Genomic DNA, 24,282 nt, shown 5'->3' with positions numbered 1-24,282 from the left:
TCATGTCACGCGTCGCTGTGGCGCACCAGACAGACGTCCGGCAACGTGACCGACTCCTGCGCAAAACGCTCGATCAGGAAGTCGAGCAAGGCACGCACGCGCGGCACCATGTAGCGCGTGCGGTGCCGCACTGCATACACACCGGCCTCCTGCGCAACGAATGTCGGCAGCAGTATCTTGAGCCGACCGGCGCGGACGTCGTCGGCGGCGTCCCACAGCGTCTTGCGAACGATTCCCCGGCCATCGAGCGCCCAGCGGCGCGCAATCGTGCCGTCGTTCGTCTCCCAAGACTGCGCCATCGGCACCGAGAACTGCCACGTCGCCTCGCCCTTTTTGAAATGGAATTCGTTGAGCGGTCCCGAGGAAGTGACGAGCACAATGAACTGATGCGCCCCCAGCGCGTCCGGGGTTTCCGGCTCGCCGTAACGCGCCAGATAGTCGGGCGACGCACACAGCACACGGCACATCGGTGCGAGACGCCGTGCCACCAGCGTGCCGTCCTCCGGCTCGCTGAAGCGAATGGCGATATCGACATACTCCTGGACGAGATTGGAGATCGAGTCGGTCAGCGTCAGCGATAGCCGAATGTCCGGGTAACGCGCGACGAACGCATCCAGCCACGGCGAGAGCTTATGGGTACCGAAATCGGTCGACGCGGACAGTCGGATCTTCCCCCGAATCGCCTCACACCCCGCCTGAAGCGAGGCCTCGCCATCGTCGATGGCCTGCAATGCAATGAGGCAGTGCGACAAGTAGACGCGCCCTTCCTCCGTGAGCCGTAGCTGACGCGTCGTGCGGACGAAAAGACGGGTCTGCAACGACGCCTCCAGCTTCGCCAGCCGCGCACTCGCCGCCGCAGGCGACAACCCAAGCTTACGCCCCGCCGCCGAGAGGCTGCCCAGCGTCGCGGCCGTGGTGAACAGGCGCATGTCGCCCAGTTTGTCCGTCGCCATTTTCTATCTGGTTTTGAAAGTCATTCAAATTGGCGACAGATTATCAAATACAACGCGCATCGGCAGACTACGTCACATCGTCCCGCCGGGACACTCACGCTTAACGCCCGACCATGTCCGCTTCCTCGCCAGCCGTCCCACCTTCCTCTCCTCGAACGTCCGACAAGCAACAAAGCGACGCCACCGCTTGGGCATCACTTACGGCGCTAATGCTCGCGACCTTTGTCGCCGCCGCGAACGAGACCGTCCCCGCCGGATTGCTGCCGCAACTGGCGGACAGCTTTCACATTTCCGAATCGTGGGCCGGTCAGATGGTGACGCTGTGTGCGTTGGGCGCAGGCCTCGGTGCCGTGCCGCTCACTGTGCTGATGCATCGTTGGTCGCGTCGCACAGTCCTCGTTGTCGCCCTGCTCGGCTTCGTCGTGTGCAACGCCGTTACGGCGCTCTCGTCGAACTTTGTGCTGACGCTTGCCGCACGCTTCGTCGTCGGACTCGCGACGGGGCTCGCGTGGAGTGAAATCGCCACGTACGCGCGACGGCTCGTGAGCCCGTCACGGCAAGGTCGCGCGCTCGCATTCGCCATGCTTGGCGTGCCGCTGGCGCTGGCGGTCGGTGTTCCCGCCGCCACGACCCTCGGCCACCTGATCGGCTGGCGTTGGGTCTTCGGCGGCTTGTCGGCGTGCGCCCTGATCCTCGTCGGATGGATGCTGCTGATCGTGCCGGAGGTGACAGACGTGACAACTGGAAACGGCGACGCTACCAACGCCCCCGCAGCCCGCGCCTCCGTGATGGACGTATTGCGTTTGCCGGGGGTGCGTCCGGTGCTTGCGGTGGTCATGCTGTGGGTCGTCGCGCACTACACGCTTTACACGTACATCGCGCCGTTCCTTGCGTCGTCTGGCATGAGCGAACGGCTCGCGACAATGCTCTCGATGTTCGGCATCTTCACGCTCGTCGGGCTCTGGGGCGTTGGCCTGTGGGTCGACCGCTGGCTGCGTCGACTCGTATTGACGGCACTGGCAACGTTCGTGGTCGTGATCGTCGCCTTTGGCTGCTGGCCAACGTCGTGGTCCGTACTGATGGCGGGCGCTGTGCTCTGGGGACTGAGCTTCAGCGGTGCGCCGACGATCTTGCAGACCGCGTTAGGCAACGCCGCAGGCAAGCACGAGAACGTAGCGCAGTCGATGCTCGTGACCGTCTTTAATCTCTCGTTCGCCGCCAGCGGCGTGCTCGGCGGTGCAGTGCTGTCGACGTGGGGTGCCCCAGCACTGCCACATGTCCTCGTGACACTTGCCCTCGCCGCATGGGTCGTCGCGTTCGCTGCACGACGCCACGGATTTGCGACGCGCCCGTCGCACTAGTCCGCGACCACGCAACCAGCGCCCTCCTCAGCCTGCGGAAGCCGTCAGACGCTGTGCGAGGGCCATCGCCTCGTCGCGCGTGGCGACCGCTTCGTGCGGGATGCCGAAGGCCTTCACCGCCGTCTCCCCCATCGCGCGGACAGCCGCACGTCGCGTTTCATTCGGCTCGATACTCACCAGCGCTTTGCAGACCTCGGCCAGCGCCGCCTTGTGCTGCTTGAGCCAAATGGCGCGTTGCTTGCGATCTTCGTGGGTTTCGTCGCGCGTCAGTTGGTCATAGACGACCACGAATGGCTTGCCGTGCTTCAGTAATGCCGTCATCTCAACCTCCCAGTCACGCGCATAGCCCGGTTCGGCGGCCTCCTGATTGAAGAGGACGAACGGCAGTTCGCGGACGTCGTGGATCGAAAACAGATGGGGATCGAGTGTCATGAGGTTCGCTCCTAAGCGATGAAATCAAAGGGAAGCACGGGAAGCGGGTTGAGCGGGTGCCGTGTCCGGCGCCCACCCCGCGCCCAGTGCCTTGTAAAGCGCGATGGCGTTGAGCACTTCACCGCCCTGACTGATGGCAAGGGCGTCACGTGCGCGATTGGCGGCCCGTTGCGCCACCAGCACGGGGAGATAGGCACTCAAGCCGCGTTGGTAAAGACGCGTCGTGCGGGCCAGTGCCTGCTGGCTGTCGTCGACCGCCGAATGCAGCGCGACTTGCCGCACACGCTCGCCATGCAGGCCCGTGAGCGCGTCTTCCACGTCGCGCAACGCGAGCCGGACATCCCGTTCATATGCAAGCCGCGCCGCGTCGGTAGCGGCCTGCGCCATGGTGACACCGGCACGCGCCCGGCCGCCGTCGTAGAGCGTCTGGCTGCCGATCAACGCAGCGGACCACGCGACGCTCGCGCTGGAAAGCAAGTCGTGGATCAGGCTCGCCGTCGTGCCGAGACTCAATGGGATGCTGAAGTGCGGGAAGCGCTCGGCCTCCGCCACCCCGATCTGCGCCGTAGCGGCAGCAAGGCGACGCTCGGCCGCGCGAATGTCGGGACGCTGACGAATGACGTCGGACGGTAACGACAACGGTAGCGCTGGCATGACCGGCAATACGGCGGAGGGTACCGCCAACGTATCGCGCCATTGCGCAGGAAATCCGCCTGCCAGTACGCCTATCGCGTGACTCAACCGTTCAATGTCCGCCTGCAACCGTGGCGGCTCCGCCTGCGCGAGTTCGCGCTCTGCACGGGCCTGAGCAACTTCGGCGGATGTCCCAAGACCTTGCGCGAAGGCGCGTTGCGCCAGACGTTCCCCCTCGTACAGCGTACGTATGTTCTCCTGCGCGATGGACAACCTCGCTTGCGTAGTCCGCAACATAGCGTAGTCGGCAGCCAGCTCAGCAAGCAGGCTCACGCGCACTGCGTCCCGGTCGAACGCCACCGCCTCGACGTGCGCATCAGCCGATTCCACCGCCCTTCGCGTACCGCCGAAAACGTCGATTTCCCAGCTCGCGTCGAATCCCAATTGCCATGTGCGCGACTGCCCGATGCCCGGCGGCCAGTCCAGACGCTTGCTGGAGCGCAACGCCTGCGCCGTCCCGCCAGCCGAGATCGTCGGCCCCAGCCCGGACGCGATCTGCGTCCGCTGCGCGCGTGCCTGCACGAGATGCGCCTGGGCAATACCGAGATCGCGGTTGTTTTGCAGCGCTGTGTCGATGAGCTGGTCGAGCTCCGGATCTCCGAAAGACCGCCACCACTCGCGCAGCCGTGCGGCATCGGACGCAGGCGACGTATTGAACGTATCGCGTGCCTCATGCCACTGGGTAGGCACATCGGTCTGCGGCTCGCGGTAGTCGGGGCCGAGCGTCGTGCAGGCGGTGGCGGTCAGCAGCAGGCTCATCCCGCCCATCGAAATCGCTCGACGAAGCGCACGGCTCGACACCTTGGGAGATCCAGCTAACGCGGTTGAAGTCGCCAGCACGCCTGTTGGTTTCAATGCGAGTTTCATGACGTCACATCCATCGCATCAGCAGGCTGGCGAGACGTCCTTTCGGCAGGCCTGTGGCTTCGGGTTGGCCGACGTCTACGCTGCATGTCATGCCCGCAGACAACACCACCCCGGCAGGTACCCGGTCGATGGCGATGCGCACCGGAATGCGTTGCGCGAGACGCACCCAACTGAAGCTCGCTTCGACGCTGGGCAGCCCCTGTGCGTCGGCATGTTCGTTGGTGTCGGTGATGCCACGGCCGATGCCAGCGACATGACCATCGAGCATCTCCTCGAATCCCATCAACCGGATACGCGCAGGCGCACCGGTGCGAATGCCATGCAGTTTGGTCTCCTCGAAGTAGCCCGTCACCCAGAAGCTGTGCGCGTCGATCAGCGCGACATTGCCACGCCCCGCCACCGCGTAGTCGCCGGGACGCAGCCGCAAATGAGTGATGTACCCATCTGCGGGGGCCCGCAGCTCGGTGCGCGCCAGATCGAGACGGGCTACGTCGAGTGCGACCTGTGCGCGACGTTGCTCGGCCTGCGCGATAGCAACTGCGTGATTCGCGCGCTGAATGTCCTCACCGGGCACGAGATCGTCCATGCCGCGCCGACGCTTCGCGTCCTGCATCTTTTGCTGCATGACGGCCGTCGCCGCACTCAACTGCGCTTCGGCTTGTGCCACTGCATAACGGAAGCGCTCGGGGTCGATGCGATACAGCAACTCGCCGCGCTTCACGAGCTGGTTGTCAGCCACGGCGACGTCGAGCACCGTCCCCGACACTTCGGGCGCGATATGGACAACCTCTGCACTGACGCGACCGTCGCGCGTCCAGGGCGCGACGACATATGCCCGCCAGAGCGCCGCGACCAGCGCCACCGCGAGAGCTACCGCTACCAACGTACCTGCCGCTCTCGCAGCGGGACGCAACCAAATCATTCGATCAGACATAAATCACCAGCAGAGAAACCAGACAGAGAGAAACGGCGAACTCGAAGAGCGCCGCATGCCAGACGCGACGCATCACACCCGCGCGCGTCATGACGAAACGAAGACCTAGGAACACCGGCAAGGCAATGCAGGCGTAGACGAAGAACGGCGGCAGATAGATGCCCGCCACGGCAACTTCACTGAGCATGGGATTCGGGAGCTAAAGGTTGTGGTTGGCCGAAATAATCGGCGTGTGCGTCGAGCGTTGCAGCGATGTCGGCAAGCGCCGCCACGACACGCGTGAGATGGCTCTCCTGGGCTGGCGCTAGGTATAACGTCGTCTGAATTCCCGCAACCCGTCGCATAGCATTTCGTGCGTGGCGTGCCGCGAGCGCAGGTTTGGGGTGACGTGCCATCAAGCGGCGTTGCATCCGATCCAGCGCGTCGGCAACGATGCGCCTTACCTCCGCACACTGGGTATGACGACCCTCACCGGCCATCCACACGCGCACCCGCCACACCTCGCGCCCAAGATGAAGACTGGCCAGTGCGTCGGCGATATCGCGATGCATGGCGTCGGGCTGCGACTTGCGGAGTGCGCCCAACGATGCGATGCGGTGTTGCTGACGCCATTTCCATACGCGGGACGCAGTCAGCAGGCTGCGGAAAGACGCAGACGGCGTGGGTGAACGAAACGTACGCAGGGCTTCGTCGCGAATCCGCATCCGCAGCCGCATGACGTCCCGCGGCAATACCCGAGGCAGCAGCAAGCGGAACCCCATCCACGCAACGAGCGTCCCCACGATCCATGCGACCGACCAGTTGAGAAACAGCGGCAGGTTGTAGTGCATGGGATTGTCGGCCGCTGTGAGCGTATTGAAACCGACGAGGTACGCCAACGCCGCCAGGCCATGCTGCGGCAACGTCGTTGCGTAAATCCCGGGCAGCCAGAACAACGCCAGCACGACGAGCAGCAACGGCAGTCCGTCGATGTGCGGCAGAACGCCAAAGGCGCACACGAACGCGACAGGCACCGCAATCACCGACCCTTTGACGAACTGCCATGCACCGGCCGCAGGGTTCGGTGCAGCGGCAAGCAACGCACAGTACGGCGCGACGATCAGCAGCATCATGTCGCCGTGCGGCCAGCCGGTAACGATCCAGATGGCCCCCGCAGCGAACAAAGTCAGCGCGGAGCGCAGACCGTTCTGCCACGCAGCGCGCGGATCCCGGTGAAAGCTGACGACCGCCTTCGCGCCCGCCGGTCGCGGACGATGCAGCGATGCAAGTCCATCCAAAGCTGCGAGGTAATCGTCGATCTGATCGATCAGCAGGTCGATGGCGAGGTACGTTGCCGACGACGTGGCGGTAGCACTAACGCGCGCGTCGATGAGCCGCTGTCTCGCCGCACGCATCACACTCGCAGCGTGCTCAAGTCCCTGCGAACCGGTGCCGACGGCCTGCGCAGCTTCGCGCCATGCGGCGACCAGCATCGACGACACCCTCTTCCCGGGCGGTTCCCGCGAGCCACCGGCCAGTGCCGCAAAGAGCGACGCCATCGCATGCCGTACGGCATGTGCACGATGCGCGAGGTCTACCGACTCCGCCTTGCCGACGGCCAGCAGATCGTCCACGCCGTAGATCTCGGTCATCAACTGACGTTTGGCGTCGGTGGCAGCGGCGTGTGATTTCGCATCGTCGGCCACGTTGACGGCGGCCAACACCTCCGCAGCCCGCGCGGTCAGTCGCGTCAGCGCACCCTCCAACTTCCCCCGCACACTGCGGGCACTGAACAGCGCAGACACCAGAGACAGACACACTACCCCCACCATGACGGTCGAGGCACGACCGATGACGTGGTCGAACGTGAGATGCGGGTGTTGCAGTGCGCCGAATGTCGCCAGCCCGACGGTGTACCCCGCGACCACCACGCCCGACGCCCGGAAGTGCCTCAGCATCGTCATACCGGCAACGCACAACCCCAGCCAGACGGAGAATCCGAGGAGAAAGAGCCACGGCATTTGTCCGAAAGCGGACATCAGCAAGAACGACGCAACCATGCCCGCGAGCGTGCCGAGCACGCGCCATGCGCCTTTGCCGATCACGGCCCCCTGCACGGGGTTGATGACGAGCAGTACGGTCGTTGCGGCTGAGAACGGCATCTCCAGTTCGAGGAGATACGCGACGCACAACGCCAGCCATGCGGCGACGATGGACCGAAAGACATAGGTGGCGCGCGGCGACGTGAAGTCCGCGCGCGAGACGATGGCGGCAAGCCAGCCCAGCCGCGACGCTTTAGGCGCGACGGACCCGGTGACCGAAGCAGGTGTCGATGACACGATGACCCTTGAACACAGTGACGATGCTCATCACTGTAGGGTCGGGCTCTGCCATGCGAAAAGTGACTTGATTGGAATGAACGATTGCGTCTGACGCATCGATGACCGCATCAGTACATCTCGCAGATCCTGCGGACGGTGCGGCGCAGCCATTGGTGTGCCGGGTCCGCCTGAAAACGCGGATGCCATGCCTGCGTCAACACCACCGTCTCTAGCGGCACAGGAAAATCGAACTGACGCAGGCGCATCCCCGCTTCCAGCGCGCTCTGCGCAAGATGCGACGGCAGCGCGAGCAGCAAGTCGCTGCTAAACAACGCAAAAAGCGCTGCCGACGGCGTGGGGACGACCAGCGCCACGTGACGTCGCAACCCCAGCGCTTCCAGCGCATTGTCGATCGGTCCGGCGAACTTCCCGCGTCGCGACACCCCGATGTGTCCCCATCGGGTGATGCGCTCAGGCGTAATGTCCTCGTCGAAAATCGGATGATCGTGACGCGCCATGCCGACGAAACTGGTCGTGAACAGCGGTTGTACGCGAATCTCGGGGCCCAACGGTCGCGCTGCACTGATGAACAGATCGATCCGTCCGCTACGTAGTGCCTCGTCGTCCATATCGTCTTCTTCTGGCGAGAAGCGCAGCATGGCGCGCGGCATTTCGGCGGCCATCGCTTCGAGCAAGCGTCCCGAGTGCAGGCCGATGACGATATCGTTTGCGCGCACATTGAAGCGCCGGTCGAGTGTTTTGAGGTCGACGCCATCGCCGGGCGTGAGCACCTGTCGCGCCTGCTCGACCGCCAGCCGCACCTGCTCGCGCATCGCCAACGCGCGGGGCGTAGGCACCAGCTTGCGGCCCGCCTGCACGAAGACGGGATCGCCCAGCGTTTCGCGAATCCGGCTCAGCGTACGGCTCATCGCAGGCGGACTCAGATGCATGCGCCGTGCCGCACCGACAACGCTGCCCTCCTCCAGCAGGATATCGAGCGCGTGAAGCAGGTTGAGATCGGGAAGCGACATGGCGGCGTCCGTGGTCATTGCATAAAACGCAATGCTAACGCGTGTCGCGTGTCTCCCGCAAAAGCCACTCGTGGACGTCGGCGATTTGCGCGGCGTGCCGGGTACGACGGGGATAGACGATGTAGAAACCGGCACCGGTGCGGAGCTCGGTGTCGAATAGCTGCACAAGACGACCCGCCGCAATATCCGCTGCGACGAAGTCACGATGTGCGAGCGCCAGTCCTTGCCCTGCGACGGCAGCATCGATCGCCAGCGCCGTCTGGTTAAACCGTACGTTCTTCGCTTCCGACGTCTGAGCGTTGGGTAGCGTGAGATCGAGAAACTGCGGCCAGGCGTTGTGGGCATCGTGAAGCAAGGCATGACCTCGCAGGCGCCCCGGGTTACCTGAGCCATCCGTTTTGCCAGGATGACCGGCAGCCTCGATCACGGCAGGACTCGCGACCGCGACTTGCGCCTCCTCGAACAACGGCTCCACAACGAGGCCACCACCAAACGGCGGACGGCCGTAGCGGACGGCCAGATCGACGGCGTCTGCCTGAAAGTGTGACAACCGGTCCGTCGCGAGAATACGCAGATCGATGTCGGGATGCGTTTCGAGGAATGCGGGGAGTCGAGGGATCAGCCATTTCGATGCAAACGTCGGCGTCACGCTGATCGTCAGGCGCAGCGGTTCCGGGCGCAGCGCTTGCGTTGCTTCCGTCAGCATCTCGAAAGCGCGTCTCACGCCGCTTGCGTAGCGTCGGCCGTTCTCGGTCAGTGACAGCGCACGCGGATGCCGCTCGAACAACTTCATCCCCAACTCAGCTTCGAGGCCGCGCACTTGCTGTGCCACAGCACCTTGCGTCACGCCCAGCTCTTCCGCCGCGAGCCGGAAGTTGAGATGCCGACTCGCCGCTTCAAAAGCACGCAACGCGTTGAGCGACGGTAATCGGCCAATAGCATCCGTCATGGTGTAGTTTTTCTACTGAGTAAAGTGTCGAAATCTGATTCGTCGGCCGGTTCGCACGATGTTACGCTTTGGACACTTGAGAACAGTGTTAACCCGTCTGACGTGCCCATCGTGCGGCACCCGACGTCATCGGAGGATAGCAGCATGACAGTAGAAAAAGTGGCATTGATTACGGCTGGTGGCAGCGGCATGGGTGCGGCAGCGGCGCGACGTCTCGCAGCGGACGGCTTCAAGGTCGGCATTCTGTCGTCGTCCGGCAAGGGCGAGGCGCTGGCGGCCGAGCTGGGTGGCGTTGGCGTAACGGGCTCGAATCAGTCCAATGAATCGCTCCAGGAACTGGTCGATCTGGCAGTGCAACGCTGGGGACGTATCGATGTGCTCGTGAACAGCGCTGGCCACGGTCCGCGCGCCGCCATCCTGGAGATCAGTGACGAGGACTGGCATCGCGGCATGGATACGTATCTGATGAACGTGATCCGCCCGACGCGTCTTGTCACGCCGATCATGCAAAAGCAAGGTGCGGGCGCGATTATCAATATTTCGACGGCATGGGCCTTCGAGCCGAGCGAGATGTTCCCGACGTCGGCCGTGTTCCGTGCGGGGCTCGCATCGTTCACGAAGCTGTTTGCGGACAAGTACGCGAAGGACAACGTCCGCATGAACAACATTCTGCCGGGCTGGATCGACAGCCTGCCGCAGCAGGAGGTGCGCCGCGAAAGCGTGCCGATGCAGCGCTATGGCAAAGCCGAAGAAATTGCGGCGACGGTGGCCTTCCTCGCGTCCGAGGGGGGCGGTTACATCACGGGTCAGAACATTCGCGTGGATGGCGGTCTTACGCGTTCGGTGTGACGTCTAGCAGGAACGGGAGGACGTCGGCCAGCAGCACTTCCGGCGCTTCTTCCGCAATGTAATGGCCGCAAGGCAGCGGGTGCCCGCGCACGTCGGACGCCACCCGTTGCCACTCGTCGAGCGGCTTGAAGCAGCGGTGCACGACGCCCTGCTCACCCCATAACGCCAGCACCGGCATGGGCAATCGACGTCCGGCGTCGCGATCCGCACGGTCGTGATCGAGGTCGATCGTCGCTGCGGCCCGATAGTCCTCGCAGACACCGTGCGCTGTGCCCGGCAGGGACAAGCACCGCTGATACTCCGCCAGGGCGCGCGGATCGAACGGCGCCAATCCGGCACTCCGACGTCCCATGACATCGCGCAAATATGCCGCCGGATCGGCTTCGATCAGGCGTTCAGGCAACGGCGCGGGCTGAATCAGGAAGAACCAATGCCAGTAGGCGCGTGCGAAGGCATCGCTGGCTTGATCGTACATCGCAAGGGTTGGCGCGATGTCGAGCAGCACCATGCGCCGGACGATCTCCGGATGATCCGCCGCCAGCCGATGCGCGACGCGCGCCCCGCGGTCGTGCGCCAACACCGAAAACGTCGAATGCCCCAGCGCCTGCATGGCGGACACCATGTCCTGCGCCATGACGCGCTTGCTGTAGGCCACATGATCGGCGTCACCAGCGGGTTTGGCTGAGTCCCCATAGCCGCGCAGGTCGGCTAGTACCAAGGTGAAGTGCCGGGCCAGCGTCGGTGCGACCTTGTGCCAGATCGCGGACGTTTGCGGGTGCCCATGCAGCATCAGCAGCGCCGGGCCACTGCCACCCGTCCACGCGTGAATGTGCTGGCCATCGGGTGTCGGCAAACGATAAGCGGTGAAACCGGGGAACAGCGCTTGGGAAGTCATAGACCCTTTTACCTTTTTCTGCATTCGGGTTCGGTGCGATGCGCGCGATGCCTGTTCGGCATTTGCGCTCGGACGCGTGTCATGCACATCCTATATTTGATGCAAAACGACATAAAGTGACTCAGAATCACTTCATTGTTAATTGCAGGACACGAATCGCCATGTCAATCGACGGATTTTCCGATCTGCGCTTTTTCGCGACGCTCATGAAAGAAGGCAGCATGGCGGCCGCTGCCCAGCAAATGGGCATTACGCCACCGGCGGTGAGCCGTCGGCTCGCACAACTTGAGCATCGTCTTGGCGTGCGATTGCTGCATCGTACGACACGGCGCATCAGCCTCACGCCCGAGGGTGACATGTACTTGCAGGACGGTGCACGGATCCTCGGCGAGCTAGAAGCGCTGGAACATGCAGTGACCGGCGCACAGTCGTCGCCTCGCGGTTTGCTCCGGCTGGCGGCAACGCTCGGTTTCGGGCGGACGCACATCGCCCCGGCACTGTCCGCGTTTGCGCGCGAGTATCCGGAAGTGGAGGTGCAATTGCATCTGACGGACCGTCCGGTGAACCTCGTTGAACAAGGGTTCGATGCGGCGATCCGGTTTGGCGACTTGCCAGATTCGCGACTGACGGCGCGACAACTGATGCCGAACGCGCGAGTGTTGTGCGCGTCACCGGTGTATCTCGCCGCAGCGGGCGAGCCGGTGCAGCCGTCGGATCTGGCGGCGCATCAGTGCATTGTGATTCGGGAGAGCGACGAGACCTACGGCACGTGGCACTTCCGTCAGGCAGATCGCCAGGAGACGGTCAAAGTGCACGGCATGCTTAGTACGAACGACGGTGCCGCCGCGACGACATGGGCGTTGAACGGTCACGGCATGTTGATCCGGTCGATGTGGGATATCCGTCCGTATCTGGCTTCCGGGCAACTTCGCACCGTGATGTCTAACTGGACGTTACCGGCAGCCGATATCAAGCTCGTCTATCCGACGAAGAGTCACCTCTCCGCGAAGACGCGTGCGTTGGCGGATTTTTTGGTGGGGTGGTTCAGGGACGCAGTGACGTCGGCGGACTGATCGATTTCATCCGACGACAAAAAAGGACGGACGCCAACGCGTCCGCCCTTCACTCTTACGAGACTTTAACGAATGACCTCTGCGGTTTAACGCAGAGATTCGTCAATTACTCCCACTCAATCGTCGCAGGCGGCTTACCCGAGATGTCATAGACAACGCGGTTCAAACCACGGACTTCGTTGATGATGCGGTTCGAGACCTTGCCGAGCAATTCGTGCGGCAGATGTGCCCAGTGCGCCGTCATGAAGTCTTGCGTCTGGACAGCGCGCAGCGCGACAACCCACTCGTACGTGCGGCCATCGCCCATCACGCCAACGCTCTTGACCGGCAGGAACACCGCGAACGCCTGGCTCGTCAGTTCGTACCACGTCTTGCCGCTATTCGGCTCGACCGTGTTGCGCAGTTCCTCGATGAAGATCGCATCGGCGCGACGCAGCAAGTCCGCATACTCCTGCTTCACTTCACCCAAGATACGCACGCCCAGACCCGGGCCCGGGAACGGGTGACGGTAGACCATGTCGTGCGGCAAGCCGAGCGCCACGCCCAGTTCGCGCACTTCGTCCTTGAACAGATCGCGCAGCGGCTCCAGCAGCTTCAGACCCAGCGTCTCCGGCAGGCCACCCACGTTGTGGTGGCTCTTGATCGTCGTCGCCTTCTTCGTCTTCGCGCCGCCCGATTCGATCACGTCCGGATAAATCGTGCCTTGCGCCAGCCACTTCGCGTTCTTCAGCTTCTTTGCTTCCGCCTGGAACACTTCCACGAACTCGCGGCCGATGATCTTGCGCTTCTGTTCCGGATCCGTCACGCCCGTCAGGTGGCCCATGAACTGTGCCGTGGCATCGACGTGCACGACCTTCGCGTGCAGACGACCCTCGAACATTTCCATCACCATCTTGCCTTCGTTCAGACGCAGCAGACCGTGATCGACGAACACGCACGTCAGTTGATCGCCAATCGCGCGGTGAATCAGCGCCGCCGCAACGCTCGAATCCACGCCGCCCGACAGACCCAGAATCACTTCCTCGTCACCCACCTGCTCGCGGATCGCCTTGACGGCTTCCTCGATGTGGTCGCGCATGATCCAATCCGGCTTTGCGCCTGCAATCTCCAGCACGAAACGCTCAAGCAGTTCGCGGCCCTTCACGGTGTGCGTGACTTCCGGGTGGAACTGCACTGCGTAGTAATGACGCTTGACGTCGGCCATACCCGCGATCGGGCAGCTCGGCGTCGATGCCATCAGTGCAAAGCCTTCCGGCAGCTGCGTGACCTTGTCGCCGTGGCTCATCCACACCTTAAGCATGCCGTGACCGTCGTCGGTACGGAAATCTTCAAGGCCGTCGAGCAGCGGCGTATGGCCATGGGCGCGCACTTCGGCGTAACCGAATTCGCGATGGTTGCTGGCTTCGACCTGACCGCCCAACTGGACCGTCATCGCGAACATGCCGTAGCAGATGCCCAGCACCGGCACGCCCAGATCCCAGACAGCCTGCGGCGCACGCAGATCCTGATCCTCATACGTGCTCGCGTGGCTACCCGACAAAATGACGGCCTTCGGATTGAATTCGCGGATGAATTCGTCCGTGACGTCGTTCGGGTGGATCTCGCAGTAGACGTGCGCTTCGCGAACGCGGCGTCCAATGAGCTGGGTGACTTGCGAGCCGAAGTCAAGAATGAGGATTTTGTCGTGCATCGTGAGGTACGGATGAAGTGGATTCGTTGGACGTCGGCGCCGTGTCGGACGGCACGGGCGTGACAATGCCGGTGGCGCCCACAGGCGCGACCGGCGTGCTATTGACTGGTGCGGAGCCGCCGCGAGGCGTCTCCATGCGCGGCTCAGCGCGCGTGCCACGGGCCTCGTCGACGACCCGGGCATCGGCATAATCTCTCGGTGCATCGCGTCGCGTGTCGCTCACGACACCGCCACGCACCCGCTCGCCTGCCTGCTGCGCCGCCTGTACGCGCTCTTTTGTGCGCACACTCGACGCCAGCTTGACGAGAATCCCGCCCACTACCAGCAGGACAGCCCCGAGCATGGCAAGCATCCACTTGCCGCCGCTCGACACCACCAACTGGCCGGAGATCAGCCACCCCAGCACGAACGCACCGCTGATCCAGCTGATATGTCCCGTCACTTTCGCGACGGTCGACGTCAACTGGCCATTCACGGTGGCGTGCCATTGCAGCCAGGCCACGCCGATGAAGGCCACGCCAAGCACCTGTGCATACAGCACAGGCGATGGCGCAGGCACATCAATGGCCGCATACAGCGATGACCAGAACGACGCGATCAACAGCACGCCAAGTGCCAGATTCAACGCCGCATCGAGGAACAGTACCGTACGCAACATGGCCTTCATGGGCAATTACTCCACGTGGTAGTTGGGCGCTTCCTTCATGATCTGGACGTCGTGCACGTGCGATTCGCGCATGCCGGCGGCCGTGATTTCGACAAATTCTGCCTTCTCGTGCAAGTCCTTGATCGACGGGCAACCCAGATAGCCCATCGACGAGCGGATACCGCCGGTCAACTGGTGCAGGATCGCGTTCACGCTACCCTTGTAAGCCACGCGGCCTTCGATGCCTTCCGGCACGAGCTTATCGGCGTTGTTGGCCGGGTCCTGGAAGTAACGGTCTGCTGCACCATCCTTCATCGCGCCCACCGAACCCATGCCGCGATAGCTCTTGTACGAACGGCCCTGATACAGGAACACTTCGCCCGGCGCTTCTTCCGTGCCGGAGAACATGCTGCCCATCATCACGGTGTGCGCACCGGCGGCCAGCGCCTTGGCTACGTCGCCCGAGTAACGGATACCGCCGTCCGCGATCAGCGGAACGCCCGTTTCCTTCAGTGCCTCAGCCACATTCGCGATGGCCGTGATCTGCGGAACACCGACGCCTGCAACGATACGCGTCGTGCAGATCGAGCCCGGGCCGATACCGACCTTGACGGCGTCTGCACCGTGTTCGACCAGCGCCAGCGCGGCGCTTGCCGTCGCAATATTGCCGCCGACGACTTCAATCTGCGGGAAGTGCTTCTTGACCCACTGCACGCGGTCCAGCACGCCCTGGCTGTGACCGTGCGCCGTATCGACCACAATCACGTCGACGCCGGCTGCGACCAGCAGCTCGACGCGCTCTTCATTGTCCGCGCCCACGCCAACGGCAGCGCCGACACGCAGCTTGCCGTGTTCGTCCTTGCTGGCCAGCGGGTATTCCGTCGCCTTCGTAATGTCCTTGACCGTCATCAGGCCGCGCAGTTCGAACGCGTCGTTGACGACCAGCACGCGCTCGAGGCGGTGATCGTGCATCAGACGTTCGGCGTCGGCAGGCGATGCGCCTTCACGCACGGTGATGAGCTTTTCCTTCGGCGTCATGATCACGCGCACCGGCTCGTCCAGGCGGCTTTCGAAACGCAGGTCGCGGTTCGTCACGATACCGATGAGCTGCGCGCCCTCGACGACCGGGAAACCGGAAATGCCATGCTGGCGCGACAGCGCGATCACATCGCGCACCTTCATGTGCGGCGGAATCGTGATCGGGTCACGCAGAACGCCCGACTCAAAACGCTTGACCTTCGAGACTTCCCGCGCCTGCTCAGCCGGCTTCAGATTCTTGTGAATGATGCCGATACCGCCCTGTTGCGCCATGGCAATGGCCAGACGCGCTTCGGTCACCGTATCCATGGCGGCCGACAGCAAAGGCATGTTCAGGGTAATGTTGCGCGTGAGCTTGGTTTTCAGGCTGGTGTCGCGCGGGAGAACGGCAGAGTAGGCCGGGACGAGGAGCACGTCATCGAATGTGAGTGCTTTTTGGATCAGACGCATGGCAAATCCTATAGGCGCAAAACCGAATTATACAGAAATCGCGCGTTGCATGGCAGGTCTGCCCCACATGTCAAGGGGCTTTTTCCCCGAGGGACGGATTCGGCACCGACTGAGGGCAAAACGGGCCGTCTCCCGACCGGTCGTCACGACGCGGACCTCTCGCCCGCCAAGTGCCGGATTTCACAATAGGCCCGCGCGGAGCGAATGCTATTCTTGCGCCCTTTCCGGCCGGAATTCGACCGGACGCTTCCTGCATTAACCACCAATTAACCACCCATTAACCAAGCATTAACCACCAACCACGGGCTAGATTTCATGGGGAAAGGCATTTCGTACGGACTGGCGGCGGGCGCACTGTGGGGACTGGTGTTCCTCGCCCCGCGTCTGCTGCCCGGCTTCTCGCCGCTGGAGTTGTCGGCTGCGCGCTACGTCCTGTACGGGTTAGTCTCGGCGGTATTCCTCGCCCCGCTCTGGCCGCGCTTGCGGCATACCGTCACGAGTAACGACTGGCGGGCGTTATTCCGCCTGAGTCTCGTCGGCAATCTGATCTATTACCTGTTTGTCGCCGCGTCGGTACAGATGGCGGGCATCGCCCCGGCGTCGCTGATCGTGGGCGTGCTGCCCGTGACGGTCACACTGGTCGGCAGCCGCGATCACGGCGCCCTCCCGCTGTCGAAACTGGCGGGCCCGCTGGCGTTGGTCGTCGCAGGCATCGTCTGTATCAACGTCGACGTCTTCACGCACGCCGCCGCGAGCGGTGGCGACTGGCGGCTGACGCTTGCTGGCGTCGTTTGCGCGGTGGGGGCATTGGCAAGCTGGACATGGTATGCCGTCGCCAACGCCCGATATCTCGCGAAATTCGGACATTTCACGAGTCAAGAATGGTCATTACTGACCGGGGTGGCGACGGGGGTACTGGCGTGCGCACTGGCGATTGCCGCCTTGCTGCTGCCACATCCCGTGACAGCGGACGTGCCACGTGACTGGCAGATGTTTCTGATCGTGAATATCGCCGTGGCCATCGGCGCGTCGACCATCGGCAATGCCTTCTGGAATGCAGCGAGCCGGACGCTGCCGCTCACACTGTCAGGGCAACTGATCGTGTTTGAAACGCTGTTCGCGCTCGTCTACGGCTTTATCTATGAGCACCGGCTGCCGCGTCTGCTGGAGATCGCCGCGGTGGCGTTGTTGCTGGCAGGCGTCAGTGCGTCGGTGCGACTGCATTCGCGGGGATCGACACACTGATCGACGGCAGGCAGATCCGGGATGAAACGTCCGGCCCGCCTCAGCCAAGCGCCACAGGCCTTAGCTGCCCTTGCGGGCGCTGCCCAGCCACTTCTGCCCTTCGCGGCTGCCCTCGTTGCGGACTTTTTCGACGCGTCGCTGACGCGCCAGCTTCGGATCGGCCTTGAGCGTGCGGTAAATCTCGACACGATCGCCCGCCTCCACCGCAGCATCCAGCGCACGAATCTTACCGAACACGCCGACCTTCATGCGGTCGAGATCCAGCTCCGGAAACCGCTGCATCAGTCCGCTGCGCTCGATTGCGTCGCGCATCGTCGCGCCTTGTGCCAGCGTCAGGGGAACAATCGTTTGCTCGCTGGGCAGCGCATAGCAGACTTCGACGTTAAGCTCACTTGACATAAACCGTCTCCGCACGTTTCACGAAGGCGTCTACGAACGTGTTCGCAATGTGGCTGAACACCGGGCCGATGACCTTTTCGAGCAGGAAATTCGCAAACTCGTAGTGCAGACCGAATTCGATCTTGCAGGCGTTCTCGCGCAGGGCCGTAAACTTCCACGTGCCGTGAAAACGTTTGAAAGGCCCTTCGACGAAGGTCATCTGGATGGAGTGCGGACGCTCCTGGATATTGCGCGTCGCGAACGAATGCTTCAGGCCTTTGAAGTCGATGATCAGCGACGCTTCCATGCTGTGCTCGTCCTGATGCCGAATGTCGACACCGCCGCACCACGGCAGGAATTTAGGGTAATCGGCGACATTGGTCACCAGATCGTACATTTGCTCATCGGAGAAATGCACGAGAACGGTTTTACTGACTTCGGCCATCGTCTGTCGGGCTGTGAGTGCGAGCGAAACGTGCGCAGTCGATCCGCGTGTGTCGCAAGCCGCCTCTTGCCGAGACTCTTTGTTAAAATCGCTATTTTACCCGAGCCCGACTCACCGGGTCCGACCAAGTTACCCCGCCAAGGATCCATGAGCATCATTGACAACAGAAAGGCCTTCTTCGACTACTTCATCGAGGAGCGATTCGAAGCCGGGATCGCGCTCGAAGGGTGGGAAGTCAAGGCAATTCGCGCCGGGCGGGCGCAGATCAAGGAAGGCTATGTCGTCATCAAGAATGGCGAGATCTTTCTGATCGGCGCGCACATCAGCCCGCTGCAATCGGCATCGACGCACATTAACCCCGATCCGGTCCGCACCCGAAAACTGCTGCTCAAAGCCGATGAAATCAAGAAACTCATCGGCAAGGTCGAGCAACGCGGCTACACGATCGTCCCGCTTAACTTTCACTACAGCAAGGGCCTCGTGAAATGCGAGATCGGACTGGGCAAGGGCAAGAAGCTGCACGACAAGCGCGAGACGGAAAAGGAACGCGACTGGAATCGCGAGAAAGCGCGACTCATGCGTAACCCGACCTGAGATCGCCGCTGAACGACAAGCAAGGCGCGACAGCTCTCTTGCGCAAAAGAAAACGGCCCACTCGGGCCGTTTTCATTTCGTCAGTCATCTGCACGGCCTAGAGCGCCTCCCGCCCCCCCCACCCGCCAGCGCACGCTCAACGGCGTGGCGCAGAATTGCCGAAGCCGCCAGTGCTACCGTCGACGGGTGCATTCGAACCGCCCTCGGTGCCGCGCACGATCTTGAGCGCCGATGCAATCATGCCGCTCATGTCCGAAAAGTTGCCCGGCACGATCAGCGTGTTGCTCGTCTTGGCGACCTTGCTGAAGGCGTCGACATACTGCTCGGCGACCTTCAGGTTGACGGCTTCCATGCCGCCTTGCGTCTGAATCGCCGTGGCAATCTTGTGGATGGCTTCCGCGTTAGCTTCCGCCACCGCAAGAATGGCCGCCGCCTCACCCTGCGCCTGGTTGATCGCTGCCTGACGCTCACCTTCCGACTTCTGAATCGCCGCCTCACGCGCACCGGACGCCAGGTTGATCTGCTCCTGCTTCTTCCCTTCCGATGCCGCGATCAACGCACGCTTCTCACGCTCCGCGGTGATCTGCGCCTGCATGGCGTGCAGAATTTCCTTCGGCGGCGTCAGATCCTTGATCTCGTAGCGCAGGACCTTCACGCCCCAGTTCGCCGCCGCTTCGTCGAGCGCATTCACCACGCTGTGGTTAATGAACTCCCGCTCCTCGAACGTCTTGTCGAGTTCCAGCTTGCCGACCACGCTACGCAGGGTCGTCTGAGCGAGCTGCGTAATGGCCACGATGAAGTTGCTCGAGCCGTACGATGCCTTCATCGGATCCGTCACCTGGAAGTACAGAATGCCGTCCACCTGCAACTGCGTGTTGTCCTTGGTGATACAGATCTGGCTCGGCACGTCGAGCGGGATTTCCTTGAGTATGTGCTTGTACGCGACACGGTCGACAAACGGCACGACGATCGACAGACCCGGCGTAAGCGTCCCGTGATACTTACCGAGACGCTCCACCACCCACGCGTGCTGCTGCGGCACGATCTTGATCGACCGAGCCGCAATGATCACCGCGATGATGAAGAGAATGAATGCGACGTTGGATAACATGTTTTCCCCTGAAGCGCCGACCTTGATGGTCAGCTAGTTCCCCGATGCCCCGCATTGGCGGGACATGTCGTCAGACCGCAACGACGCCGAAGTGTTCTGCACACGAATCGACATCGGGCGAGAAGCTTCTGCATCGACCATCGAACCGTGCAATCCGTGCGATCTATGCCGCCACATGCGCGACGTACAACCGGCTACCGCGCACCTCTCGGATGACGAACCATCCGGCATCGGGCGCTTCTCCCGGCATCAATTCCACATCCCACTCAGCGCCCCGGTACATGGCACGCGCCTGACCGTCGGCACGCCATACATCGACATGCAAACGCTGACCGATATCGAGATTGGTGTTGGGATCGGCCGACGCGTCGACCTTGATGCGACGCTGCCCAAACCGGCTGCGTCTCAACAACCAGACCGCCACCCCGGCGACGATTGCCGCCACCACCCACTGCAACGGTGCGTCGGCACGCAGCAGCGCCGCAATGCCGCCAGCCGCCACACCAAGCGCCACCATCAGGAGATAGAACGTCCCGCTCGCTAGCTCCAGCACCACGATCAATCCGGCAACGCCGAACCAAAGCCAAGCCTGCTCCATCGCAACTCCCAGAAACGAAAAAACCCCGGTGTTATACCGGGGTTTATAGCACGAAACACACCGATCAGCGCACGCGTCCCAAAGGGGTCGCCCGGCATTTCAGTGGCGTCCGAGATGCCGCTCGGACGCTTCCCATTTCAGGTGTTTCTCGTGACGCTTACTTCGCCACCTTGGCGAGTTGTTGCCACGTTTCCACGACCGTGTCCGGGTTGAGGGACATCGAGACGATGCCTTCCTTGACCAGCCACTCGGCCAGATCCGGATGGTCCGACGGGCCCTGACCGCAGATGCCGACGTACTTGCCCTGCGCCAGGCAGGCCTTGATGGCACGGCTGAGCATGAACTGCACTGCCGGGTCACGCTCGTCGAAGTCCTTCGCCAGCAATTCCATACCCGAATCGCGGTCCAGACCCAGCGTGAGCTGCGTCAGATCGTTCGAGCCGATCGAGAAGCCATCGAAGTACTCGAGGAACTGGTCGGCCAGAATGGCGTTCGACGGCACCTCGCACATCATGATCAGCTTGAGGCCGTTTTCACCACGCTTCAGACCGTAGTCGGCGAGCATGTTGACCACGCGCTCCGCCTGACCCAGCGTACGCACGAACGGCACCATGATCTCAACGTTCGTCAGCCCCATTTCGTCGCGAACGCGCTTGAGCGCACGGCACTCCATCTCGAACGCTTCGGCGAAGTCTTCCGAGATGTAACGCGACGCGCCACGGAAGCCCAGCATCGGGTTTTCTTCATCCGGCTCATAACGCGAGCCGCCGATGAGCTTCTTGTACTCGTTGGACTTAAAGTCCGACAGACGCACGATCACTTGCTTCGGGTAGAAAGCCGCCGCAATCGTGGCGATCCCTTCAGCCAGCTTGTCGACGTAGAACGCACGCGGCGACGCATGACCGCGAGCCACCGACTCCACCGCCTTCTTCAGGTCGGCATCGATATTCGGGTACTCGAGAATCGCGCGCGGGTGCACGCCGATGTTGTTGTTGATGATGAATTCCAGGCGCGCCAGACCCACACCACTGTTCGGCAGTTGCGCGAAGTCGAAGGCCAGTTGCGGATTGCCCACGTTCATCGTGATCTTCACCGGGATCTTCGGCATTTCGCCACGCTGGATCTCGGTCACTTCGGTCTCGAGCAGACCGTCGTAGATCTTGCCTTCGTCGCCTTCTGCGCACGACACGGTCACGAGCGCGCCGTCCTTGAGCAGGTCAGTGGCGTCACCGCAGCCGACCACGGCCGGCACACCCAGCTCACGCGCGATGATGGCCGCGTGGCACGTACGGCCGCCGCGGTTCGTCACGATGGCCGAAGCGCGCTTCATCACCGGCTCCCAGTTCGGGTCGGTCATGTCGGCAACCAGGACATCGCCCGGCTGCACGCGTTCCATCTCGCTCGGATCCATGATCACGCGCACCGGACCTGCGCCGATCTTCTGACCGATCGCGCGGCCCGTGGTCAGCACCGGGGCGTCGCCCTTGAGCTTGAAGCGCTGTTCCGCCTTGCCGACCGACTGGCTCTTCACCGTCTCCGGACGTGCCTGGAGAATGTAGATCTTGCCGTCCTTGCCGTCCTTGCCCCACTCGATGTCCATCGGACGACCGTAGTGCTTCTCGATGATCAGCGCGAACTTGGCCAGCTCAACGCAATCGTCATCGGTGATCGAATAGCGGTTACGCAATTCCATCGGCACGTCGATGGTCTTCACACGACCCGGTTCGCCCGGTTGCGTGAATTCCATCTTGAGCAGCTTCGAGCCGAGCGTGCGGCGAATGATCGGGTACTTACCGGCGTTGAGCGTCGGCTTGAAGACGTAGAACTCGTCCGGATTCACCGCGCCCTGAACGACCGTCTCACCCAGGCCATAGCTGGCCGTGATGAACACCACGTCCTGGAAGCCCGACTCGGTGTCGATCGTGAACATCACGCCCGACGCGCCGCAGTCCGAGCGCACCATGCGCTGCACACCGGCCGACAACGCCACTTCGGCGTGCGTGAAGCCCTTGTGAACGCGGTACGAGATAGCACGGTCGTTATACAGCGACGCGAACACGTGCTTCATGCGATCCAGCACGTCTTCGATACCGACGACGTTCAGATAGCTTTCTTGCTGACCGGCGAACGAGGCGTCCGGCAGATCTTCGGCGGTTGCCGACGAACGCACGGCGAACGAAGCGTCCGGCTGGTCGGCCGTGATGCGTGCGAACTGTTCGCGGATGTCCTTCTCGAGCTGCGGTTGCAGCGGCGCGTCGACGATCCATTGACGGATCTCGGCACCGGCTTCTGCGAGCGCCTTGACGTTATCCACGTCGAGACCCTCGAGACGCTTGGCAACGCGCTCGGTCAGGTTGTTGTGCTGGAGGAACTCGCGGAATGCGAAAGACGTCGTGGCGAAGCCGCCCGGCACGCGAACCCCTGCGTTAGCCAGTTGGCTGATCATTTCGCCAAGCGATGCATTCTTGCCGCCGACCGACTCGACGTCGGTCATGCGCAGATGCTCAAACGGCACCACGTAGGCGCCGTCGTGTGCTGCGTTAGTCATAAAAGCCCCTAAGGTAAGAAAAAAAATTCTCGGCGGACCGGCTGGGACTGACGTGGGCCGGTCGACCTGTTGGATAAGAAATCGCGCCTTGGCAACGTCGAGTACCAGGGGCTAGCGCCCGACGTTCTGCATCGAACCACCGTCATTTCCCGGAGCGCCCCGTCAGGCGGGGCTGACATGGAACCGGGCCCGATGGCCGCGCAATTGCTTATCCAACAAGTTGCCGCTATTCTACCGTGCAATGCACCATTTTGCGATTCTGCGCATGAGCGACGCCCTCACTCCCGGAAATTCCCCTACACCCGCCCCTGAGGCCCCCGCTGCGCCGGTTAAACCGGTTGCCGCACGGCCCGTCTTCATCGTCTCCGATGGCACAGGGATTACGGCCGAAACGTTTGCGCACTCGATCCTCGCGCAATTCGAGATGCGTTTCCGTCAGATTCGCGTTCCGTTCGTGGATTCCGTCGATAAAGCCTATGAAACGGCCCAACGCATCAATGAAATGTATCGGACCGAAAACGTTCGTCCGATCATTTTCAGCACGTTGGTGGACGCCAGGGCCAACGAGATCCTGCGCAACTGCCAGGGCGTGATTCTCGACATGTTCCAGACGTTCATCGAGCCGCTGGAGCAAGAACTTAATCTCAAGTCGATGCATGCCATCGGCCGCGTGCACCAGAACGCGGACAGTGAGGCGTACAAGAACCGGATCGAGGCAGTGAACTTCTCGCTCGCCCACGATGACGGACAGTCCAACAAGAACCTGCAAAGCGCCGACGTGATTCTCGTGGGCGTGTCGCGCAGCGGTAAGACGCCGACAACGCTCTATCTCGCCATGCAATACGGCGTGAAAGCTGCCAACTATCCGCTAATCCCGGACGATTTCGAGCGCGAGAAACTGCCCTCCACGCTCGACCAGTACAAAGAAAAGATTTTCGGACTTTCCATCGATCCGCAACGGCTTTCGGAAATCCGCAACGAGCGTCGTCCGGGCAGCAAGTATGCGTCGCTCGAAAACTGCCGTTACGAGGTCAACGAAGCCGAGGCGATGATGCGTCGCGAAGGGATCAAGTGGCTCTCGTCGACGCACAAGTCGATTGAAGAAATCGCGACGACGATCCTTCAGGAAATCAAGCTGGAGCGCGACGTCTACTAACGTCGACCGACGCCCGCCTGATATCGATTCAGGACGATGGCAACGC

General features: G+C 62.4%; 23 protein-coding genes. 6 read left to right on the top strand and 17 right to left on the bottom strand.

Translation table 11 applies throughout. The annotated features are described in order from the left end of the window. Positions 1 to 5: 5 nt before the first annotated feature. Positions 6 to 953 (bottom strand): LysR family transcriptional regulator, encoded by a 948-nt coding sequence (locus ACIQWO_RS03780; protein ID WP_402819341.1) that lies wholly within the window; start codon positions 951 to 953, stop codon positions 6 to 8. Positions 954 to 1,162: 209 nt separating this feature from the next. Between ACIQWO_RS03780 and ACIQWO_RS03775 the strand changes: the two genes are divergently transcribed. After that, complete coding sequence (locus ACIQWO_RS03775) at positions 1,163 to 2,314, top strand: MFS transporter (protein ID WP_402819338.1); 1,152 nt, start codon at positions 1,163 to 1,165, stop codon at positions 2,312 to 2,314. Positions 2,315 to 2,341: 27 nt separating this feature from the next. Here the strand turns inward: ACIQWO_RS03775 and ACIQWO_RS03770 are convergent, their stop codons facing one another. The 7 genes from ACIQWO_RS03770 to gcvA all read right to left on the bottom strand — a co-directional run bounded on the left by ACIQWO_RS03770 (position 2,342) and on the right by gcvA (position 9,520). Then, a complete protein-coding gene (locus ACIQWO_RS03770) occupies positions 2,342 to 2,746 on the bottom strand; it encodes a hypothetical protein (protein WP_402819335.1) in 405 nt (134 codons plus the stop codon). A gap of 24 nt (positions 2,747 to 2,770) precedes the next feature. Next, a complete protein-coding gene (locus ACIQWO_RS03765) occupies positions 2,771 to 4,306 on the bottom strand; it encodes an efflux transporter outer membrane subunit (protein WP_402819332.1) in 1,536 nt (511 codons plus the stop codon). 4 nt (positions 4,307 to 4,310) lie between these two features. Further along, positions 4,311 to 5,240 carry an efflux RND transporter periplasmic adaptor subunit gene (locus ACIQWO_RS03760; RefSeq protein WP_402819329.1) on the bottom strand — a complete coding sequence of 310 codons (930 nt, stop codon included), beginning with the start codon at positions 5,238 to 5,240 and terminating at the stop codon, positions 4,311 to 4,313. Continuing rightward, entirely contained in the window at positions 5,233 to 5,427 is a 195-nt protein-coding gene (locus ACIQWO_RS03755) for a DUF1656 domain-containing protein (RefSeq protein WP_402819326.1), read from the bottom strand. The genes ACIQWO_RS03760 and ACIQWO_RS03755 overlap by 8 nt, the downstream gene beginning before the upstream one ends. Continuing rightward, entirely contained in the window at positions 5,417 to 7,558 is a 2,142-nt protein-coding gene (locus ACIQWO_RS03750) for an FUSC family protein (RefSeq protein ID WP_402819323.1), read from the bottom strand. The genes ACIQWO_RS03755 and ACIQWO_RS03750 overlap by 11 nt, the downstream gene beginning before the upstream one ends. A 110-nt stretch (positions 7,559 to 7,668) precedes the next feature. After that, positions 7,669 to 8,571 (bottom strand): LysR family transcriptional regulator, encoded by a 903-nt coding sequence (locus ACIQWO_RS03745; RefSeq protein ID WP_402819320.1) that lies wholly within the window; start codon positions 8,569 to 8,571, stop codon positions 7,669 to 7,671. 34 nt (positions 8,572 to 8,605) lie between these two features. Next, positions 8,606 to 9,520, bottom strand: coding sequence for a transcriptional regulator GcvA (gcvA, locus tag ACIQWO_RS03740; protein WP_402819317.1), 915 nt, complete (start codon positions 9,518 to 9,520; stop codon positions 8,606 to 8,608). Positions 9,521 to 9,664: 144 nt separating this feature from the next. Between gcvA and ACIQWO_RS03735 the strand changes: the two genes are divergently transcribed. After that, positions 9,665 to 10,369, top strand: coding sequence for an SDR family oxidoreductase (locus tag ACIQWO_RS03735; protein ID WP_402819314.1), 705 nt, complete (start codon positions 9,665 to 9,667; stop codon positions 10,367 to 10,369). On the opposite strand, the gene ACIQWO_RS03730 is transcribed toward ACIQWO_RS03735, so the two are convergent. Beyond that, positions 10,353 to 11,264, bottom strand: coding sequence for an alpha/beta fold hydrolase (locus ACIQWO_RS03730; RefSeq protein ID WP_402819309.1), 912 nt, complete (start codon positions 11,262 to 11,264; stop codon positions 10,353 to 10,355). The genes ACIQWO_RS03735 and ACIQWO_RS03730 overlap by 17 nt on opposite strands. Positions 11,265 to 11,431: 167 nt before the next feature. Between ACIQWO_RS03730 and ACIQWO_RS03725 the strand changes: the two genes are divergently transcribed. Next, positions 11,432 to 12,337: a LysR family transcriptional regulator gene (locus ACIQWO_RS03725; protein WP_402821802.1), complete on the top strand. Its 906-nt coding sequence runs from the start codon at positions 11,432 to 11,434 to the stop codon at positions 12,335 to 12,337. A gap of 106 nt (positions 12,338 to 12,443) precedes the next feature. On the opposite strand, the gene guaA is transcribed toward ACIQWO_RS03725, so the two are convergent. Genes guaA through guaB form a run of 3 tightly spaced genes read right to left on the bottom strand, consistent with a single transcriptional unit; the run spans position 12,444 to position 16,161 of the window. After that, entirely contained in the window at positions 12,444 to 14,027 is a 1,584-nt protein-coding gene (gene guaA / locus ACIQWO_RS03720; protein WP_039398693.1) for a glutamine-hydrolyzing GMP synthase, read from the bottom strand. Continuing rightward, a complete protein-coding gene (locus ACIQWO_RS03715) occupies positions 14,002 to 14,694 on the bottom strand; it encodes a hypothetical protein (protein ID WP_150666419.1) in 693 nt (230 codons plus the stop codon). Before ACIQWO_RS03715 ends, guaA begins: the two co-directional genes overlap by 26 nt. Positions 14,695 to 14,700: 6 nt before the next feature. Beyond that, positions 14,701 to 16,161 (bottom strand): IMP dehydrogenase, encoded by a 1,461-nt coding sequence (gene guaB, locus ACIQWO_RS03710; RefSeq protein ID WP_150666418.1) that lies wholly within the window; start codon positions 16,159 to 16,161, stop codon positions 14,701 to 14,703. A 315-nt stretch (positions 16,162 to 16,476) separates the two neighbouring features. On the opposite strand from guaB, the gene ACIQWO_RS03705 reads away from it, so the two are divergent. Beyond that, positions 16,477 to 17,406, top strand: a complete 930-nt coding sequence (locus ACIQWO_RS03705) for a DMT family transporter (RefSeq protein ID WP_402819304.1) — start codon at positions 16,477 to 16,479, stop codon at positions 17,404 to 17,406. A 60-nt stretch (positions 17,407 to 17,466) separates the two neighbouring features. Here the strand turns inward: ACIQWO_RS03705 and ACIQWO_RS03700 are convergent, their stop codons facing one another. Next, a complete protein-coding gene (locus tag ACIQWO_RS03700; protein ID WP_402819301.1) occupies positions 17,467 to 17,805 on the bottom strand; it encodes an RnfH family protein in 339 nt (112 codons plus the stop codon). Next, positions 17,795 to 18,229 carry a type II toxin-antitoxin system RatA family toxin gene (locus ACIQWO_RS03695; protein WP_402819298.1) on the bottom strand — a complete coding sequence of 145 codons (435 nt, stop codon included), beginning with the start codon at positions 18,227 to 18,229 and terminating at the stop codon, positions 17,795 to 17,797. The genes ACIQWO_RS03700 and ACIQWO_RS03695 overlap by 11 nt, the downstream gene beginning before the upstream one ends. 147 nt (positions 18,230 to 18,376) lie before the next feature. On the opposite strand from ACIQWO_RS03695, the gene smpB reads away from it, so the two are divergent. Further along, positions 18,377 to 18,823: an SsrA-binding protein SmpB gene (gene smpB, locus ACIQWO_RS03690; RefSeq protein ID WP_039398704.1), complete on the top strand. Its 447-nt coding sequence runs from the start codon at positions 18,377 to 18,379 to the stop codon at positions 18,821 to 18,823. A gap of 136 nt (positions 18,824 to 18,959) precedes the next feature. Here smpB and ACIQWO_RS03685 read toward each other — a convergent pair whose 3' ends face one another. The 3 genes from ACIQWO_RS03685 to ppsA all read right to left on the bottom strand — a co-directional run bounded on the left by ACIQWO_RS03685 (position 18,960) and on the right by ppsA (position 23,080). Beyond that, complete coding sequence (locus tag ACIQWO_RS03685; protein ID WP_402819294.1) at positions 18,960 to 19,934, bottom strand: SPFH domain-containing protein; 975 nt, start codon at positions 19,932 to 19,934, stop codon at positions 18,960 to 18,962. Positions 19,935 to 20,097: 163 nt separating this feature from the next. Next, positions 20,098 to 20,532 (bottom strand): NfeD family protein, encoded by a 435-nt coding sequence (locus tag ACIQWO_RS03680; RefSeq protein ID WP_402819291.1) that lies wholly within the window; start codon positions 20,530 to 20,532, stop codon positions 20,098 to 20,100. Between the two features lie 157 nt (positions 20,533 to 20,689). Then, complete coding sequence (gene ppsA / locus ACIQWO_RS03675; protein ID WP_402819288.1) at positions 20,690 to 23,080, bottom strand: phosphoenolpyruvate synthase; 2,391 nt, start codon at positions 23,078 to 23,080, stop codon at positions 20,690 to 20,692. Between the two features lie 265 nt (positions 23,081 to 23,345). Here ppsA and ACIQWO_RS03670 point away from each other — a divergent pair, with 265 nt between their 5' ends. Then, positions 23,346 to 24,236 carry a pyruvate, water dikinase regulatory protein gene (locus ACIQWO_RS03670; RefSeq protein WP_150659244.1) on the top strand — a complete coding sequence of 297 codons (891 nt, stop codon included), beginning with the start codon at positions 23,346 to 23,348 and terminating at the stop codon, positions 24,234 to 24,236. Positions 24,237 to 24,282: the final 46 nt, after the last annotated feature.

The organism is Pandoraea sp. NPDC090278 (assembly GCF_044772185.1).
Classification (GTDB): domain Bacteria; phylum Pseudomonadota; class Gammaproteobacteria; order Burkholderiales; family Burkholderiaceae; genus Pandoraea.
Note: the sequence above shows the minus strand (reverse complement) of the source record. Positions and strands in the feature narration are given on the sequence as shown.